This window comes from Collimonas sp., assembly GCF_039923675.1.
Lineage (GTDB): Bacteria > Pseudomonadota > Gammaproteobacteria > Burkholderiales > Burkholderiaceae_D > Collimonas.
In genome coordinates, this window is record NZ_JBDTCG010000059.1 from 25715 (window position 1) to 41278 (window position 15564).

12 protein-coding genes are annotated in these 15564 nt (G+C 56.8%); 8 read left to right on the forward strand and 4 right to left on the reverse strand.

All coding sequences use genetic code 11. The features are described from left to right. Positions 1–32: 32 nt before the first annotated feature. The gene (locus ABI171_RS13385; protein WP_348093056.1) at positions 33–905 is read left to right on the forward strand and encodes an undecaprenyl-diphosphate phosphatase; all 873 of its coding nucleotides are present in this window, start codon (positions 33–35) and stop codon (positions 903–905) included. Positions 906–966: 61 nt separating this feature from the next. After that, complete coding sequence (recQ, locus tag ABI171_RS13390; protein ID WP_348093057.1) at positions 967–2802, forward strand: DNA helicase RecQ; 1836 nt, start codon at positions 967–969, stop codon at positions 2800–2802. A 149-nt stretch (positions 2803–2951) separates the two neighbouring features. Here recQ and ABI171_RS13395 read toward each other — a convergent pair whose 3' ends face one another. The 3 genes from ABI171_RS13395 to ABI171_RS13405 form a co-directional block, all read right to left on the reverse strand. Then, a complete protein-coding gene (locus ABI171_RS13395) occupies positions 2952–4148 on the reverse strand; it encodes an FAD-dependent oxidoreductase (protein WP_348093058.1) in 1197 nt (398 codons plus the stop codon). Between the two features lie 118 nt (positions 4149–4266). Beyond that, on the reverse strand, positions 4267–4431 hold the full coding sequence (locus ABI171_RS13400; RefSeq protein WP_038485925.1) for a rubredoxin: 165 nt from the start codon (positions 4429–4431) through the stop codon (positions 4267–4269). A 115-nt stretch (positions 4432–4546) separates the two neighbouring features. After that, positions 4547–5035 carry a rubrerythrin family protein gene (locus ABI171_RS13405; protein ID WP_348093059.1) on the reverse strand — a complete coding sequence of 163 codons (489 nt, stop codon included), beginning with the start codon at positions 5033–5035 and terminating at the stop codon, positions 4547–4549. A 258-nt stretch (positions 5036–5293) separates the two neighbouring features. Here ABI171_RS13405 and ABI171_RS13410 point away from each other — a divergent pair, with 258 nt between their 5' ends. Both ABI171_RS13410 and ABI171_RS13415 read left to right on the forward strand, forming a co-directional pair. Beyond that, positions 5294–7606, forward strand: coding sequence for an NADP-dependent malic enzyme (locus ABI171_RS13410; RefSeq protein WP_348093060.1), 2313 nt, complete (start codon positions 5294–5296; stop codon positions 7604–7606). Between the two features lie 187 nt (positions 7607–7793). Then, a complete protein-coding gene (locus ABI171_RS13415) occupies positions 7794–9446 on the forward strand; it encodes a 3-(methylthio)propionyl-CoA ligase (RefSeq protein ID WP_348093061.1) in 1653 nt (550 codons plus the stop codon). Positions 9447–9459: 13 nt separating this feature from the next. Here the strand turns inward: ABI171_RS13415 and ABI171_RS13420 are convergent, their stop codons facing one another. Then, a complete protein-coding gene (locus ABI171_RS13420) occupies positions 9460–10374 on the reverse strand; it encodes a 5'-nucleotidase (RefSeq protein WP_348093062.1) in 915 nt (304 codons plus the stop codon). A gap of 346 nt (positions 10375–10720) precedes the next feature. On the opposite strand from ABI171_RS13420, the gene ABI171_RS13425 reads away from it, so the two are divergent. From ABI171_RS13425 to ABI171_RS13440, 4 genes are all read left to right on the forward strand, one after another. Continuing rightward, positions 10721–12196, forward strand: a complete 1476-nt coding sequence (locus ABI171_RS13425) for a collagen-like triple helix repeat-containing protein (protein WP_348093063.1) — start codon at positions 10721–10723, stop codon at positions 12194–12196. Positions 12197–12433: 237 nt separating this feature from the next. After that, positions 12434–14152, forward strand: coding sequence for a POTRA domain-containing protein (locus ABI171_RS13430; protein ID WP_348093064.1), 1719 nt, complete (start codon positions 12434–12436; stop codon positions 14150–14152). A gap of 546 nt (positions 14153–14698) precedes the next feature. Continuing rightward, the gene (locus ABI171_RS13435; protein ID WP_348093065.1) at positions 14699–14869 is read left to right on the forward strand and encodes a Flp family type IVb pilin; all 171 of its coding nucleotides are present in this window, start codon (positions 14699–14701) and stop codon (positions 14867–14869) included. An 84-nt stretch (positions 14870–14953) separates the two neighbouring features. Next, entirely contained in the window at positions 14954–15484 is a 531-nt protein-coding gene (locus ABI171_RS13440; RefSeq protein ID WP_348093066.1) for an A24 family peptidase, read from the forward strand. Positions 15485–15564 lie beyond the last annotated feature (80 nt).

Sequence of the window (15564 nt, forward strand, 5' to 3'; positions counted from 1 at the left end):
TCTAATCATTTAATCCTCTGCAGGAGAATGTTGTGGCAAGTGTATGTTCCGCTGGTACCGATATCGGGTTTGCATCGCTAGACTATTTGCAGGTAGCGATTCTCGGTGTAATTCAAGGCATCTCTGAGTTATTGCCGATTTCTTCCACCGCGCATATGCGCATCGTGCCGGCGGTGCTGGGCTGGCATGATCCCGGTTCGGCGTTTTCGGCAGCGATGCAGCTGGCGGCGCTGGCGGCGGTGGTGAGCTATTTCTGGCGCGACGTGCGCGAGGTTACCGTTGGCAGCATCGCCGCGGTACGCCAGCGTAATTTCAGCAGTCCGCAGTTCCGCCTCGGCGTCGCCATCATCCTGGCCACCATTCCGATCGGCATCGCCGGCCTGTCGCTGTCGCATGTATTAAATGCCTGCGGCTCGCCGTTGCGCAGCCTGAGCGTGATCGGCTATGCCTGTATCGCCATGGGCGTATTGCTGGCGCTGGCCGAGCTGAGTTGCAAGCATCGTCGCACCATGGGTGAAATGCGGTTGCGCGATGCGCTGATCGTCGGCCTGGCGCAGGTTGGCGCGCTGATTCCCGGCGTATCGCGTTCCGGTTCGACCCTGACCGCAGCCTTGTTCCTGAATTTCAAGCGCGAAGAAGCGGCGCGTTTTTCTTTCCTGCTCGGTTTGCCGGCGATTGCCCTGGCCGGTTTGAAAGAACTGCTGGTGTTGTTCCACCTGCATATGCCGCTGGAAACCTGGATGCTGCTGATCTTCGGTCTGGTCGTGGCTAGTATTTCCGCCTTCGGCGCTATCTGGGGCCTGATGAAATTCCTGGAGAAATTCTCCACCTGGCCGTTCATCGTCTATCGCATCGCGCTGGGGATTTTCCTCCTGGTTGCGGTCAACAACGGTTTTCTCAGTTAAGCATCCTTAGTCAAGTCATTAATCAAGTCATTAAGTAAGCATCATAGTTAAAAGTGTATCAATGCCAAATTCAGCAGCAGCATCAAGTTCCGATCCGCAAGCACTTCACATACTGCAAACGGTATTCGGTTATCCCTCGTTCCGTGGCCAGCAGGCTGAGATTGTCAGTCATGTAGCCAACGGCGGGGATGCGCTGGTACTGATGCCGACCGGCGGCGGCAAGTCGCTCTGCTATCAGATTCCGGCTTTGTTGCGGGATGGCGTCGGGGTCGTGGTGTCGCCGCTGATCGCATTGATGCAGGATCAGGTCGACGCGCTGGCGGAAGTCGGCGTGCGCGCGGCTTTCCTGAACTCCACCCAAACCTATGAAGAAGCAGCGCAGATCGAACGCCGCGTCCGCAGCGGCGATCTCGACCTGGTGTATGTGGCGCCGGAACGCTTGCTGACGCCGCGTTGTCTGGAGTTGCTGGAGTCGTCCAAGATCGCCTTGTTTGCGATCGACGAAGCCCATTGCGTATCGCAATGGGGGCATGATTTCCGGCCCGAGTACATCAAGCTGTCGATTCTGCACGAACGCTTTCCGCAGGTGCCGCGAATCGCCCTGACGGCGACCGCCGATCAGCAGACGCGTGAAGAAATCGCGATGCGTCTGCAGCTGGAAGACGGCGCGCGGTTTGTTTCTTCTTTCGATCGTCCCAACATCCGCTATCAGATTGTGGAAAAGGCCAACGGCCGCAAGCAGCTGCTGGATTTCATCGAAAGCGAACATGTCGGCGATGCCGGTATCGTGTATTGCCTGTCGCGCAAGAAGGTGGAGGAAACCGCTGAATTTCTGGTGCAGCAAGGGATCTCCGCATTGCCTTATCACGCTGGCATGGAGTACGCGCAACGCACCAAAAACCAAGGGCGCTTCCTGCGCGAAGACGGCATCGTGATGGTTGCCACCATCGCTTTCGGCATGGGCATCGACAAACCGGACGTGCGCTTCGTGGCCCATCTGGATCTGCCGAAAAGCATCGAAGGCTATTACCAGGAAACCGGCCGCGCCGGCCGCGATGGCGGGCCTGCCAATGCCTGGATGGCGTACGGTTTGCAGGACGTGGTGCAACAGCGCCGCATGATCGATGAATCGGAAGCCGGCGAGACCTTCAAGCGAGTGTTGGGCGTGAAGCTGGATGCGATGCTCGGCCTGTGCGAAACCCTGCACTGCCGCCGCGTGCGCCTGCTGGATTATTTCGGCCAGGGTTCAGAACGCTGCGGCAATTGCGATACCTGCATGAATCCGCCGGTATCATTCGATGCCACGGTGGTGGTGCAAAAACTGCTGTCGACGATTTACCGGGTCGACCAGCGTTTCGGCGCGATGCACGTCATGGATGTCTTGCGCGGCATAGATTCCGACAAGATCAAGCAATGGAGGCACGATCAGCTGTCCACCTTCGGCATCGGCAGCGATCGCAGCGAGGCGGAATGGCGGGCGATTCTGCGGCAATCGATTGCACTCGGCCTGATTACGGTCGACCATGAAGCATACAGCGCGCTCAAGCTGACCGACGCTGCGCGGCCGGTGCTGAAAGGCGAACATCCGGTGCAGTTGCGGCAATACCAGAAACCGGTCAAACAGAAACGCAGCAGCGGCAAATCCAAGGGTTATGTCGAGACCGATCTGTCGACGCTGGAGCAGGCCATTTTCGAGAAACTGCGCTGGTGGCGGGTCGAAACCGCGCGCAAGCATAACGTTCCCGCCTATGTCATTTTCCACGATGCGACCATGCGCGAAATCGCCAAGGCGCAGCCCGGGTCGCTGGATGATTTGCGTGGGGTGAGTGGGGTCGGCGAGAAAAAGCTGGAGACCTACGGTGCAGAGATTGTCGAGCTGATTGCGGAGTTTGCGTAGGATGGGCAGGCAGTTTTGCCCACGTGGATAGCTGGAAAAGTGCGGTTATTTCCGACCGAGTCATTTCTGACCGAGTCATTTCCGACCGAGTCATTTCCGACCGAGTCATTCCCGCGTTCGCGGGAATGACTGCAACAAGTTTATATCGTCTATTCTGAAGCGCTTGTTCCCAACGCCACCATCAAGGCTTGCCTGATTTTCGCTTCCTGCGGCGCGACGCCGAAACCAACCATTATTCCTTGTGCATCAAAGAACCGGCAGATGGTGGTGACGCCATCCACTTCGGTTTCCCAGCGGCCTGTTGCGACAGCGTGCATTGGCGGCGGCACCAGCGCCAGCGGGTAGCTTGGGGTTTTGACGATGACCGGAGAGTGCTTGAGATCGATGGCAGTATCTTCGCCGGTCAATGTCTTGGCAATCGCCCGCGCGGCGGTAAGGATCGGCGCGATGTAAGGCAGCGGACTGGTGCGGCCTTCGCTGTCGACCAGGTATTCGGCACAATCGCCCAGCGCATACACATCGGCGGCGCTGGTACGGCCATGGCTATCGACAATGATGCCGCGGCCGGTTTTCAGTTGCGCCGCTTGCGCCAATGTCAGGTCAGGGCGCAAGCCGACGGCAGACAACACCACATCCGCAATGACAGTTTCGCCGTTGGCCAAGGTGACCTTGATCGCACCGTCAGCGTGATCGACGCTGACGGCAGTAGTGCCTAACCGCAGGTCGATACCACGGGCGGTGAGCGCAGCGTGCAAGCCTTGCGACAACGCCGGCGCCGCCAGAGCTGCCAACGGCAACGGATTCGGATCAACCAATGTGACTTTGTGGCCGTGCAGCGCCAAATCGTCGGCGAATTCGCAGCCGATCAGGCCTGCGCCAAGAATCACCACGCGGGCCGTGGCCGGCTCCGTGTGCGGCTGTTCCATCAACAGTTTCTCGCGGAAGGTGGCGTAGTCGTCGATATGATTCACCGACAGCACCCGGTCGCTGGCGTCGCCGGCGATGCCTAGCCGTATCGCTTGTGCGCCGACTGCAATGACCAATTGCGCATAGTCGAAAGCGCCGCTGCTGGTGTCGACCACCTTGGCGGCGGTATCGATATGCTTGACGCTGGTCTTGGTCATGATGTTGGCGCCAACCTGCTCCGCCATTTGCACCGCGCTTTGGGAGATCAGTTGCGCCGCCATCTTCTTTTGCGCAAAAGCGTTCGACAGCATCGGTTTGGAGTAGAAACCACCATCGTCGGCAGTGATAATGAGCAGTGCGGCAGTTTTGTCCAGTTTGCGCACTTCACGTGCCAACGTATATGCAGCCATGCCGGCGCCGATGATGATAATGGGTTTCATGGAGTTCCTGGGGATTGGTAGCTGTGAGAATAAAGCGGCTTTAATTTGTTGAAATGGATGTCCAGCCAACCGCCGTTGGCGCTTGCAGCGATGCGGCGGCTGATTTTACAACATCTGCTCAGATTTCTACCATTTCAAAGTCAGCCTTGGCGACGCCGCAATCCGGGCATTCCCAGGTTGCAGGGACATCTTCCCACTTGGTGCCGGCGGCGATGCCGTCTTCCGGCCAGCCGGCCGCTTCGTCATAGATCAGGCCGCAAACGATGCATTGGTAAGTTTTCATTTTGTATTCCTGTGAGTGTGTGTCGTAATAAATAGTTGGTTGGTCAGCCCGGCAACGCTTTGCCCCGCTACCGGGCTGGTTCAGTGCACGATTCAATGCACGGTTCAATACACAATTATGCCGCTTTCAGTGCATCCAGCGCATGCTGGTAATGATTGGCATGGCGTTCTTCCACCTTGGCCAGCGCTGCAAAGCGCTTGGCAGCCTTTTCCAGGGTGCGCTTGAAATTTTCCGCGTGTTCTTTCGATTCGGCGATTTGTTCGTCATATTCGGCGACGGCGGCCTGGTTGCCTTCTTCAATCGCCAGGTGGCGGAATTTCGGATACATCTCGGTATATTCGTAGGTTTCGCCCTCAATTGCGATTTCCAGCGATTTGGCCGGGGTCAACTGCGCTTTCGGATACAGCAGGTCGAGATGGCCGAAGGCGTGCATGACTTCCTGATCCGCTGTATCTTCAAAAATCTTGGCGACGTCGTTGGCGCCGGCTTCGCGCGCCAGCTTGGCGAAATAGCGGTATTTTATATGGGCCATGGATTCACCGGCGAAGGCGGCTTCCAGGTTTTCGATGGTGACTGATTTGATGCTGCTGTCTTGGTTTGTCATGATGTGTTCTCTCTCGGTTATTCCAGGGAAGGGGTGTTTTGTTATTACCTTGGGATAGATGATAGATTTTATTTATCGAAATTAGAAATTGCATATATTTATGACTATGATAGTTTGTGGCATTTTTAATATGTAATAATTATTGCAAATATACAACTATGTGAAATCGCTATTCACCATGCGAAATTCGCATAGCCGGTTACGACCAGTCTGATAAAATCAGAGACTTTCACTTGTGACACTTGGGGACAGAGGAACATGGATTCGATGATCGATAAAAAAGAAGAGCTTCGCCTACAATTACGCCAAGCGGCGCTTGAATATCACGAGTTTCCGACCCCCGGGAAAATTAGCGTAACTCCCACCAAATTACTGACTAACCAGCGCGATCTGGCACTGGCTTACTCCCCTGGCGTTGCCGCTGCCTGCGAAGAAATCGTCGCCGATCCGGCCAACGCCTTCCGCTACACAGCGCGCGGCAACCTGGTCGCGGTCATCACCAACGGCACCGCCGTGCTGGGCCTGGGCAATATCGGTCCGCTGGCTTCCAAGCCGGTGATGGAAGGCAAGGGCGTGCTGTTCAAGAAATTCGCCGGCATCGACGTCTTCGACATCGAAATCAACGAGCACGATCCGGACAAGCTGTGCGACATCATCGCCTCGCTGGAACCGACTTTCGGCGGCATCAACCTGGAAGACATCAAGGCCCCTGAGTGCTTCGAGATCGAACGCAAGTTGCGTGACCGCATGAAGATCCCGGTCTTTCACGATGACCAGCACGGTACCGCTATCATCGTCGGCGCGGCGATTCTCAATGGCCTCAAGGTAGTCAACAAAGACATCAAGAACTGCAAGCTGGTGGTGTCGGGCGCGGGCGCCGCGGCGCTGGCCTGCCTCGACCTGATCGTCGATCTCGGCTTCCCGATTGAAAATATTTTCGTCACCGACCTGGCCGGCGTGGTCTACAACGGCCGGGTCGAACTGATGGATCCGGACAAGCTGCGTTTTGCACGCGAGACCGATGCGCGCACCTTGGCCGAACTGATGCCGGGCGCGGATATTTTCCTCGGCCTGTCGGCAGGTGGCGTGCTCAAGCAAGACATGGTGAAGGCGATGGCGCCGCGGCCGCTGGTGCTGGCGCTGGCGAATCCGAGCCCGGAAATCCTGCCGGAAGACGTCAAGGCCGTGCGCGACGACGCTGTCATGGCGACCGGCCGTTCGGATTATCCGAACCAGGTTAACAACGTCCTCTGCTTCCCGTACATTTTCCGCGGCGCGCTGGATTGCGGCGCTACCACTATCACTCGCGAGATGGAAATCGCCGTGGTGCATGCGATCGCCGAACTGGCGCAAGCCGAGCAATCGGACATCGTCGCCACCACTTACGGCATTACCAACCTGTCGTTCGGCCCCGAGTACATCATTCCGAAGCCGTTCGATCCGCGCCTGATGATCAAGATTGCACCGGCAGTCGCGCTGGCAGCGGTGGCTTCCGGCGTGGCTAGCCGTCCTATCCAGGATATGGAAGCCTATATCGACAAGCTGCAGCAATTCGTTTATCGCAGCGGCACCTTCATGCGGCCATTGTTCCAGGCCGCCAAGAAGACGCCAGCCGAGAAGAAGCGCATCGTCTATGCTGAGGGCGAAGAAGAACGTGTCTTGCGTGCCGTGCAAGTGGTGGTCGATGAAAACCTGGCGCGGCCGATTCTGGTCGGCCGTCCGGCGGTGCTGCAGCAACGTATCGAACGTTTCGGCCTGCGCCTGAAAGCGGATGTCGATTTCGAAGTCATCAATCCGGATTTCGACGAGCGCTATCGCGACTACTGGCAAACCTTCCTGGCCATGACCAAGCGCCAGGGCGTGACCGAGCAATATGCCAAGCTGGAAATGCGCCGCCGCCACACGCTGATCGGTTCGATGGCGATCCACAAGGGCCACGCCGACGGCATGATCTGCGGCACCTACGGCACTACCAGCCTGCATTTGAACTACATCGACAAGGTCTTGGGCCGGCGCGAAGGCGTCAATGTCTACGCAGCGATGAATGCCTTGATCCTGACTGATCGCCAATTGGTATTGGTCGATACGCACGTCAACGAAGAGCCGACTGCCGAGCAATTAGCTGAGATCACAATCCTGGCGGCGGAAGAGATGCTGCGTTTCGGCATCAAGCCGCGCGTAGCCTTGCTGTCCCACTCCAACTACGGTTCCAGCAACAGTGCTTCGGCACAGAAGATGCGCAACGCACTGGCCATCATCAAGGAACTGTCGCCGGATCTGGAAGTGGACGGAGAAATGCATGGCGATACCGCGCTCAACATCGAGCTGCGCCGTACATTGATGCCGGACTCGGCGCTGAAAGGCGATGCCAATTTGCTGGTGATGCCGAATATCGACGCCGCCAATATCGCTTACAACCTGCTCAAGAACACTTGCGGCAATGGCGTTGCGGTGGGTCCGATCTTGCTCGGTTGCGCCAAGCCGGTGCATATCCTGACGCCATCGGCCACCGTGCGCCGTATCGTCAACATGACCGCCTTGTGCGTGGTGGATGCCATCTCGGCGCGCTAAGATCTATATAGAAGCAGTTAGCAGAAATAGAAGGGCCCAGCTTTAGCGCCAGATGATCGGCGGCGAAGCAGGGCCCTTTTTTATTGGTTCGGAAAGGTATCGCCGGACACGTTTTAGTTGGTCGCAAGAGAGATAAAACGTGTAAATTATAGTTAAAACAGCAGCACTATAATTTTCAGGAGATGCGATGTCCGAGTATCCGAAGAGCCCGCTGATGGGGCAGATGATGAGCCAGCCCTTGCTCATCTCCAGCATCATCCAGCACGCCGACCGCTATTTCGGCGCCAATGAAATCGTTTCGCGGCGGGTTGAGGGCGATCTGCATCGCTACACCTACAGCGAGTGTCATCGGCGCTCGCGGCGGCTCGCCAATGCCCTCGCCGCACTCGGCGTCAGGATGGGCGAGCGGGTCGCCACGCTGGCCTGGAACGGTTACCGGCATATGGAAGCCTACTACGCGGTCTCCGGCTGCGGCGCGGTGCTGCATACAATTAATCCGCGCCTGCATCCAGACCTGATCGGCTATATCGCCAACCACGCCGAAGACCAATATCTGTTGTTCGATACCTGCTTCCTGCCGCTGGTGGAAGCGGTGGCGCCGCTGGCCAAGACCATCAAGGGCTATATCGCCCTGTGCGCCCGTGAGCATATGCCGGTGGACAGCAATCTGCCCAATCTGCTGTGCTACGAAGAGCTGCTGGCGGCCAGTGCGGACGATTACCGTTGGCCGCTGTTCGACGAAAATTCCGCCTCCAGCCTGTGCTACACCTCTGGCACCACCGGCAATCCCAAGGGCGCGCTGTACTCGCATCGTTCCACCGTGTTGCATTCGCTGGCTTCGACCATGCCGGATACCATGAATATTTCCGGCCGCGACGCCGTGCTGCCGGTAGTGCCGATGTTTCATGTGAATGCCTGGGGTTTGCCGTATGCCGTGCCTTTGACCGGCGCAAAAATGGTGTTTCCGGGACCGGGACTGGATGGTAAATCCTTGTACGAATTATTCGAGCAGGAACAGGTCACCATGTCCGCCGGCGTACCTACGGTCTGGCTGGGCCTGCTGAATTATATGGATCAGAACAATCTGCGCTTTTCCAGTTTCAAGCGCACCATTATCGGCGGCTCGGCCTGTCCGCCGGCGATGATGAAGAGCTTGCATCATCGCTACGGCGTGGAGGTGGTGCATGCCTGGGGCATGACCGAGATGTCGCCGCTGGGGACCACCGGCGCCTTGCAAACCAGGCATTTGTCGCTGCCCCTGGAAGAACAGGAACTGCTATTGCAAAAGCAGGGCCATGCGATCTACGGCGTCGATATGAAAATCGTCGATGATGCCGGCCAGGAGCTGCCGTGGGATGGCGTCACCTATGGTAATTTGCTGGTCAAGGGGCCGTGGATTGTCGACAGCTATTTCAAGAATGAGGGGGCCGATATCCTGCAGGACGGCTGGTTTCCGACCGGCGATGTGGCGACCATCGATGCCGACGGCTACATGCAAATCACGGATCGCAGCAAGGATGTGATCAAATCCGGCGGTGAATGGATCAGCAGCATCGATCTTGAAAATATCGTGATGGCGCATCCGGCAGTGCAGATGGCGGCTTGCATCGGCATCTTCCATCCGAAGTGGGATGAGCGGCCCTTGCTGGTGGTGGTGCGCAAGCCGGGCGCGGAAGTCAGTACTGCGGAACTGCTGAAATTTTTCGAAGGCAAAGTCGCCAAATGGTGGACGCCGGATGACGTCGCATTCGTCGACGCCTTGCCGATCGGGGCGACCGGCAAGCTGCTGAAAAATAAATTGCGTGAGCAGTTCAAGGCTTATACCTTGCCGACCGCCTGAGCGTTGCGACGATCTATTTGAGGTTGTCGGACTGTATCAAGGGCACACGGCCGGTTTGCACGCGGCTGGCGGCGCGGTCGCAATGGCCGGGCTGGTCGTCAAAAAACATGTGTGGCTTGAAGGCCGCCAGCACGTCGGATTTGACGAGGCCGCCCATGAAGAAGGTTTCATCGATCGCGACATCCCAGGCGCGCAAGGTGCGGATCACGCGCTCGTGGGCCGGCGAGGAACGCGCCGTCACCAGCGCCGTGCGGATCGGCGCGGCGTGGCCATCGGGGTTCTTGAAATTGTTCTGGATGTAGGACAGCGCCAGCAGCAGCCGCGCAAACGGGCCTTGCGGCAAGGGCAACAGTGCGTTTTCGCGCTCGTGTTTTTCAAATGCCTCAATTCCCTCGGCCTGGTAGATCCTTTCCGATTCATCTGAAAAAATCACGGCGTCGCCATCGAAGGCGATGCGAATCTGGTCCAGTTCTTCCATGGCGTTGTCGGGCATCTGGTACAACAGCGCCGCCGCAGCGCCGGAATTGACTGCGGCCTGCACGTCATCTTCGTGCAGTGACAAGAACAGGCTGACATTGAAAGCCTGCAGGTACGGCGCCAGCGAGGCGCCGCCGGACAGCACCGCGCGCGTGATGTCGAGATCGTAATGTTTGATCGCGTTGAAGATGCGCATCGAGGTTTCGCTGGAATTACGCGACATCACCACCACCTCGACGAAACGCTGGCCGGTCAGCTGGTTGAGTTTCAGCAGCGCTTTTACCAGCGCGTAGCCGGCGCCAGGTTTGAGGATCTGATTTTCGTTGAGCAGTTGATGGCGGCGATATTCCCCCAGCCCTTGCTGGCGAAAGATGGTTTCCTCGATTTCCAGATCGAATAGCGCGCGGGATGAAATTCCCACGACCAGTAAATTTTCCAGGGACTTGGGCATAGCTGGCGGTTTTCAGGTGACGATCGAAAGCCTCCATTATAGGCTGTTGCGGCGCAGTGGATAAATGGCGATTTTGTTATTGTTTTGAAGCCGCCGGGCGAGCGATGTTCCTTGTTGTTACGTTACATGTTACGTGTCAGAGAACGTGGTGGCAGCGCAGTCCAACATAAGATTATATATAGTAAAATTTCTGCTAGTCATTGATTTATAAGGATTTATTTTCTCTTTTTGAAAATTGGATGATGTGCCTCGGCAACGGGTTTGCTTGCATTTCCGGCTGGCACGCTCTTTGCGGAAAGACAGTAGGCATAGCTGTTATCCGATTCATCAAAAAGGGAGATAGATCATGAAAGCATCGAAAAAAAGCGGATTGCTGGCGGCGTCCATGTTACTGACAGCGCTGCTCAGCGGTTGCGGCGGTAGTGGCAGCCTGACAGGAGGGGGAGCCGGCGGCACCACTGCCGGCACCGGTCCCGGTGGCACGACACCGACTAGCCCTACCACGCCGACGACGCCGGTCACCCCGGTTACGCCGGTGACTCCGGTCACGCCAGCGGCAGCGGGCAATGCGCTGTCGAATCTCGGCACGACGGTCTCAAGCGTCGGTACAGCGGTTGATGGCGCCGGCAACACAATCGTCAGTCAATTGCCATTGATGCCAGGCACCAAGACAGCACTGTCAGGCCTGATAGATAACGCCAGCGGCATCGTCACCGTGCTGGGCGGCGGCCTGACCAATGGCCTTGGCCAGATCGGCACTGCGCAAAATCCGCTTGGCATTACCGTCGGCAGCACCGGCGGCGTGGTGGCTCAGGTTGGCGCTACCGTGAACAGCGCCGGCCAGGTGGTCTCAAGCCTGGGCAGCGCCGGTCCGCTGAGCGTCCTGGCGCCCGTGACTACGCCAGTGGGCGGCCTGGTCAGCACTATCGGCAATACCGTCTCCGGCACCGTGGCGCCGCTGGTAACGACAGCATTGACTACCGGTCCGGTACAGCAACTGACGCAGACAGTCAGCACTGCAATCGTGCCATTGACCAATACCGCCGCCACCGTTTTGCAAACGGTCGGCAATGTGACGGCGCTCAACCAGCCGGCTAACCTGTTGCTAGGCGTGCTCGGCAATACCGTCTCCAGCGTCGGCGGCGGGCTGACTAATTCAGGCGTGCCTGTCGTCAGCAATCTGGGGCCGGTGGTAAGCAATACCGGCAACCTGGTGGGGGGGCTGTCCACCAATGGCATTACCGGTACCGGCCAGCCGCTGCTGGGTAGCAAGACCGGCGGTATCTTGCAACCGGTTGACAACGCATTGCTGGGCGCGCTTACCGGCCCGCTGGCCCCTGTGGTTGGTGTCGTGAATGGTTTGACCGGCAGCCTTAGCGGCGCTGCCGGCGCCGGCGGCCCATTGTCTCCAATCACGGGCTTGCTGGGTGGCCTGACCGGCGCTGTCGGCGGCGCCGGCGGTAGTGGGCCTCTGGCTCCTGTCACAGGCTTGCTGGGCGGCTTGACCGGCAGTGTTGGCGGTGGCGGCGGAGCAGGCAATATCCTGGCGCCAGTGACCGGCCTGCTAGGCAGCCTGACCGGTGCGGTTAGCGGTGCCGCCGGTGGGAGCACAGGCAGCCCATTGGCTCCTGTCACTGGCTTGTTAGGCGGCTTGGGTGGAACCGCGGGCGCCGGCGGCACTGCAGCCAGCCCATTGGCTCCGGTGCTTAACCTGGTTGCCGGCCTGACCTCCGGCATTTCAGGCGGCACGACAGGCGCCAGCGGTAGCGGCCAATCGAGCGGTCTTTTGGGTGGTTTGCTGGGCGCTTCGAGCAAAAAATAAAAGGCGGCAGGGGGATGCAAAAAGCCTTGGTTTTTACCAAGGCTTTTTGTTTTCCAGGAAGTCAATACGTCAAATCAGATCGAGACAGATTGACAGCGGATTGACAACGCATTGCAGAATAAAATAGTTGCACTGAATGAATTATTGCCGTACTTTAACAGTGACTTCAGGTCCTGCTTTCAGACCGCGATGAATAGAATGGTTTTGCCGTCGATAACGAACGAGAGCCGTAGCCGCATGCAACTATTTAAATCGAAGTGCTCCCGCCGCGCTGGATTGATCCTGGCCAGCAGCGCCTATTGGCTGATGACGCTGACTGCCGCGCCCGCGCTTGCCGATTCGCGCAGTCCGTTGCAAGGCAATCCGACCGATGCCCTGCCCAAGACCGAAGCGCCGGCCAGCCCGACGGTGACCATCAATGTACAGACGCAGCCGGTCGATCCGGCCATGCAAAAACTCTTGGCAAGTCATTTGACTCCTTCGAGTTTCAAGATCGCCGGCGGCAAGGCCTTGCCATTCGAAGAAGTCGCGGCGCTGTTCGCGCCGATGGCCAACCGCGATACCACCGTGGCAGAATTGCTGGCCGCCGCCAACAAGGTCACGCAGATGTATCAGGACCGCGGTTATCCGCTATCCTTTGCCTTCGTGCCGGCCCAGAGCTTCGAGAATAATGTGGTGCTGATCACGCTGGTGGAAGGCTACGTCCAGAACGTCAAGGTTGAAGGCAACCCGGGTGGCAGCGAAGAGCGCCTGAAGCGGATCGCCGAACAATTGCAGCAAGACCGGCCGTTACGCCGCGCGACTTTTGAACGGGTCGCGGGTATTCTCAGCTTGCAGCCAGGCGTCAAGATTGTCGCCAACGTGGCGCCGCCGACCACCACCGATGGCGCTGCAGACATGGTGCTGACGGTGAAACGGAACCCGATTACCGCAGGCATCGGCGCCGATAACCTGCAATCAGGCATCCGCGGCTTGCTGACCGCCAGCAGCAACGGTCTGACGCCGCTGGGCGAGCAGGTGACGGTGAGTACGCTGCAACCGAGCGGCGACCAGCATGAAAAATTCTATGCGCTCAATTATGTCCAGCCGATCGGCAGCGATGGCTTGTTGGGAAGACTGAATTTGTCGGATTATCGGGCTGAACCGCAAAATGCTGCATTGGCTCCCCTGAACTATCTGACGCAATACCAAACTAAAACCACGCACGTCGGCGGTTCTCTCAGTTATCCGGTAATTTTGGATAACACGCATAGCCTGACGGTCACCGGCGGTGCTTATGGCGCCGAAAACAGCCAAATATTCACGGCCGCGATACCTACTACGCCGATGACGGTTGAGATCAGTTCGCAAGTGCGGGTATTGAGTGCGGAAGCGGCGTGGGTCGACGTTAAAACAAGTCCTGAAAAATTGCAGCAGACGCGCCAGTTGAGTGTCGGCGTTTATAAAGCCATTAGTTCTCTGGGGACCAAGAGCCCGACGAATAATGTAGATTTGGGCTTCACCCGTGTCACCCTGCAAGCATCGCAATCGAACCAGCTGCCCGGCGGCTTTGGCGTTGCGGTGGCGGCCAGCACGCAGTACAGCAGCAATATTTTGCCGACCTCGGAGCAGATTGGTTTCGGCGGGAGATTGTTCGGCCTGGCTTATCCTTCAGGAGAAGTCGCCGGCGACAAAGGCTGGGGCATATCGGCGGAAGTAAACCGTCTGTTTCCCATGAGCTACACCTACCTGAAATCGGTGCAACCGTATTTTCTGGTGGACCATTCTCGAGTGTATTCCAATGCAGGTCCTTTGATGCACGACACTTTGGGCTCTGTTGCGCTGGGGGTACGGTTTACAGACGGCCATTACTACTCGCTAGACCTGTCGGTGGCCAAGCCGGTGGCGGATCTTCCCGTCAATTCCAGTTCGCGTTCGCCACGCGTAAACGCCATATATTCGTATCAGATGGATTGAGTCTTGCCTCACGGCAGCTTAAATGGATCTTGATTCATGCCGAGCAGCATGATTTTATGTTGACTACAATCAACTGCTCGTCATCCACAGCCAACCCGGGCTTTTAACAATTAACGCGCCGCAGCGAATAAAGCTGCCGGTGAGCGGCGTTTCCGGTGTTTTTTTCAAGCCCTCAAAATACAGAAATTACACTGCATTTTCATGTCGGAAAAAGCTATCGAAAACACACGTCAATAGTTAATTGTTAAATTTCTATGAGGTAATTTTTACTTGTTTTCATGTAAGCATTTTTTCACAATGTAAAACAATATTTCAATATGAAGTCGCGGTTTACCTATGAAAATGTGAGTAGAGGTAATACTCTAATAATAAGTTTCTTAAGAGAAAAATTTATCTTGAGGTAATTTTTAATCGGGGCTATGCTGATACTGCGTAGTCCGGATTTGGGAGTGGTTATTTGTAATCAGATAGCTTGTTTTTATTCGTCTGGATTGCAGTGCCAGGGACTACCTCTTTAATGCGATGGTGTTTCTTTAGGAGATCACAATGAACGTCAAATTAATGAAATTTCTTCGGGACGAAGATGGCGTTACGGCGATTGAGTATGGTCTGATTGCCGGGCTGGTTGCGGTGGTGATAATAGGTGGGGTCACTCTTCTAGGTACCAAGCTGCAAACGATATTCGCTTATATCGCTGCTCAGATACCTGCCACCTGAGAATTCAACCGAACTATCAACCGGAAACCATGAACTGTCCGGCCATTCTCAGCGACTGGCTGGACAGAGAAAAACATACCGGACATGAGCATTCTCTTGCCGCTGTTCTTGTTGTTTTGCGCCGCGATATTCCTGTATGACTATTTGTTCCGGCGGGTTCCCAACAAGTTGCTCCTGATGGCGATGGCAGCGCAGCTAGGCTGGCTTGCAGCTTCAGGCGCGGGGTTGAATGGAATGGCCTGGGGAAGCGCAATCTACGGTTTTATGTTGGGATTGGCATTTTTCTTGCCATTCTACGTCTTGCGCGCGATGGCGGCAGGTGATGTCAAGTTTTTTGCCGTGCTTGGTTTTTTGCTTGGACCAAGCGCACTGTTGCCGGTGTTCTTGATTGCTTCGGCGATCGCCGGCGTGCACGCTGTTGCAGTCTATGTCTTGAGGCTGGGGCTGGCGCCGGGTTTGCAAGTGGTTGCAACGCGAGTAGCCGGCTGGATTTTATATCAACGCATTCTGGAGAAACGCGGCAACCGAATTGGTATTCCTTTTGCAGCATATTTGGCACTAGCGGGGGCTTGGGCCGGGATGCAGAGTGCTGGAGTTGTTCCAGGTTTTACCTGAGTTCTTGTGTACATCGTACATGTCAGTAGAGCGCGTGTCGCTAATGTATGAATCGCTTCGGCTGTGAAGAACAGGAGCAG

Bases quoted from the DNA above. Each gene is read 5' to 3' on its own strand.
- ABI171_RS13410 (WP_348093060.1), top strand. From the start codon at position 5,294: ATGGATTCGATGATCGATAAAAAAGAAGAGCTTCGCCTACAATTACGC.
- recQ (WP_348093057.1), top strand. From the start codon at position 967: ATGCCAAATTCAGCAGCAGCATCAAGTTCCGATCCGCAAGCACTTCAC.
- ABI171_RS13425 (WP_348093063.1), top strand. From the start codon at position 10,721: ATGAAAGCATCGAAAAAAAGCGGATTGCTGGCGGCGTCCATGTTACTG.
- ABI171_RS13405 (WP_348093059.1), bottom strand. From the start codon at position 5,035: ATGACAAACCAAGACAGCAGCATCAAATCAGTCACCATCGAAAACCTG.
- ABI171_RS13440 (WP_348093066.1), top strand. From the start codon at position 14,954: ATGAGCATTCTCTTGCCGCTGTTCTTGTTGTTTTGCGCCGCGATATTC.
- ABI171_RS13395 (WP_348093058.1), bottom strand. From the start codon at position 4,148: ATGAAACCCATTATCATCATCGGCGCCGGCATGGCTGCATATACGTTG.
- ABI171_RS13400 (WP_038485925.1), bottom strand. From the start codon at position 4,431: ATGAAAACTTACCAATGCATCGTTTGCGGCCTGATCTATGACGAAGCG.
- ABI171_RS13415 (WP_348093061.1), top strand. From the start codon at position 7,794: ATGTCCGAGTATCCGAAGAGCCCGCTGATGGGGCAGATGATGAGCCAG.
- ABI171_RS13435 (WP_348093065.1), top strand. From the start codon at position 14,699: ATGAACGTCAAATTAATGAAATTTCTTCGGGACGAAGATGGCGTTACG.
- ABI171_RS13420 (WP_348093062.1), bottom strand. From the start codon at position 10,374: ATGCCCAAGTCCCTGGAAAATTTACTGGTCGTGGGAATTTCATCCCGC.
- ABI171_RS13430 (WP_348093064.1), top strand. From the start codon at position 12,434: ATGCAACTATTTAAATCGAAGTGCTCCCGCCGCGCTGGATTGATCCTG.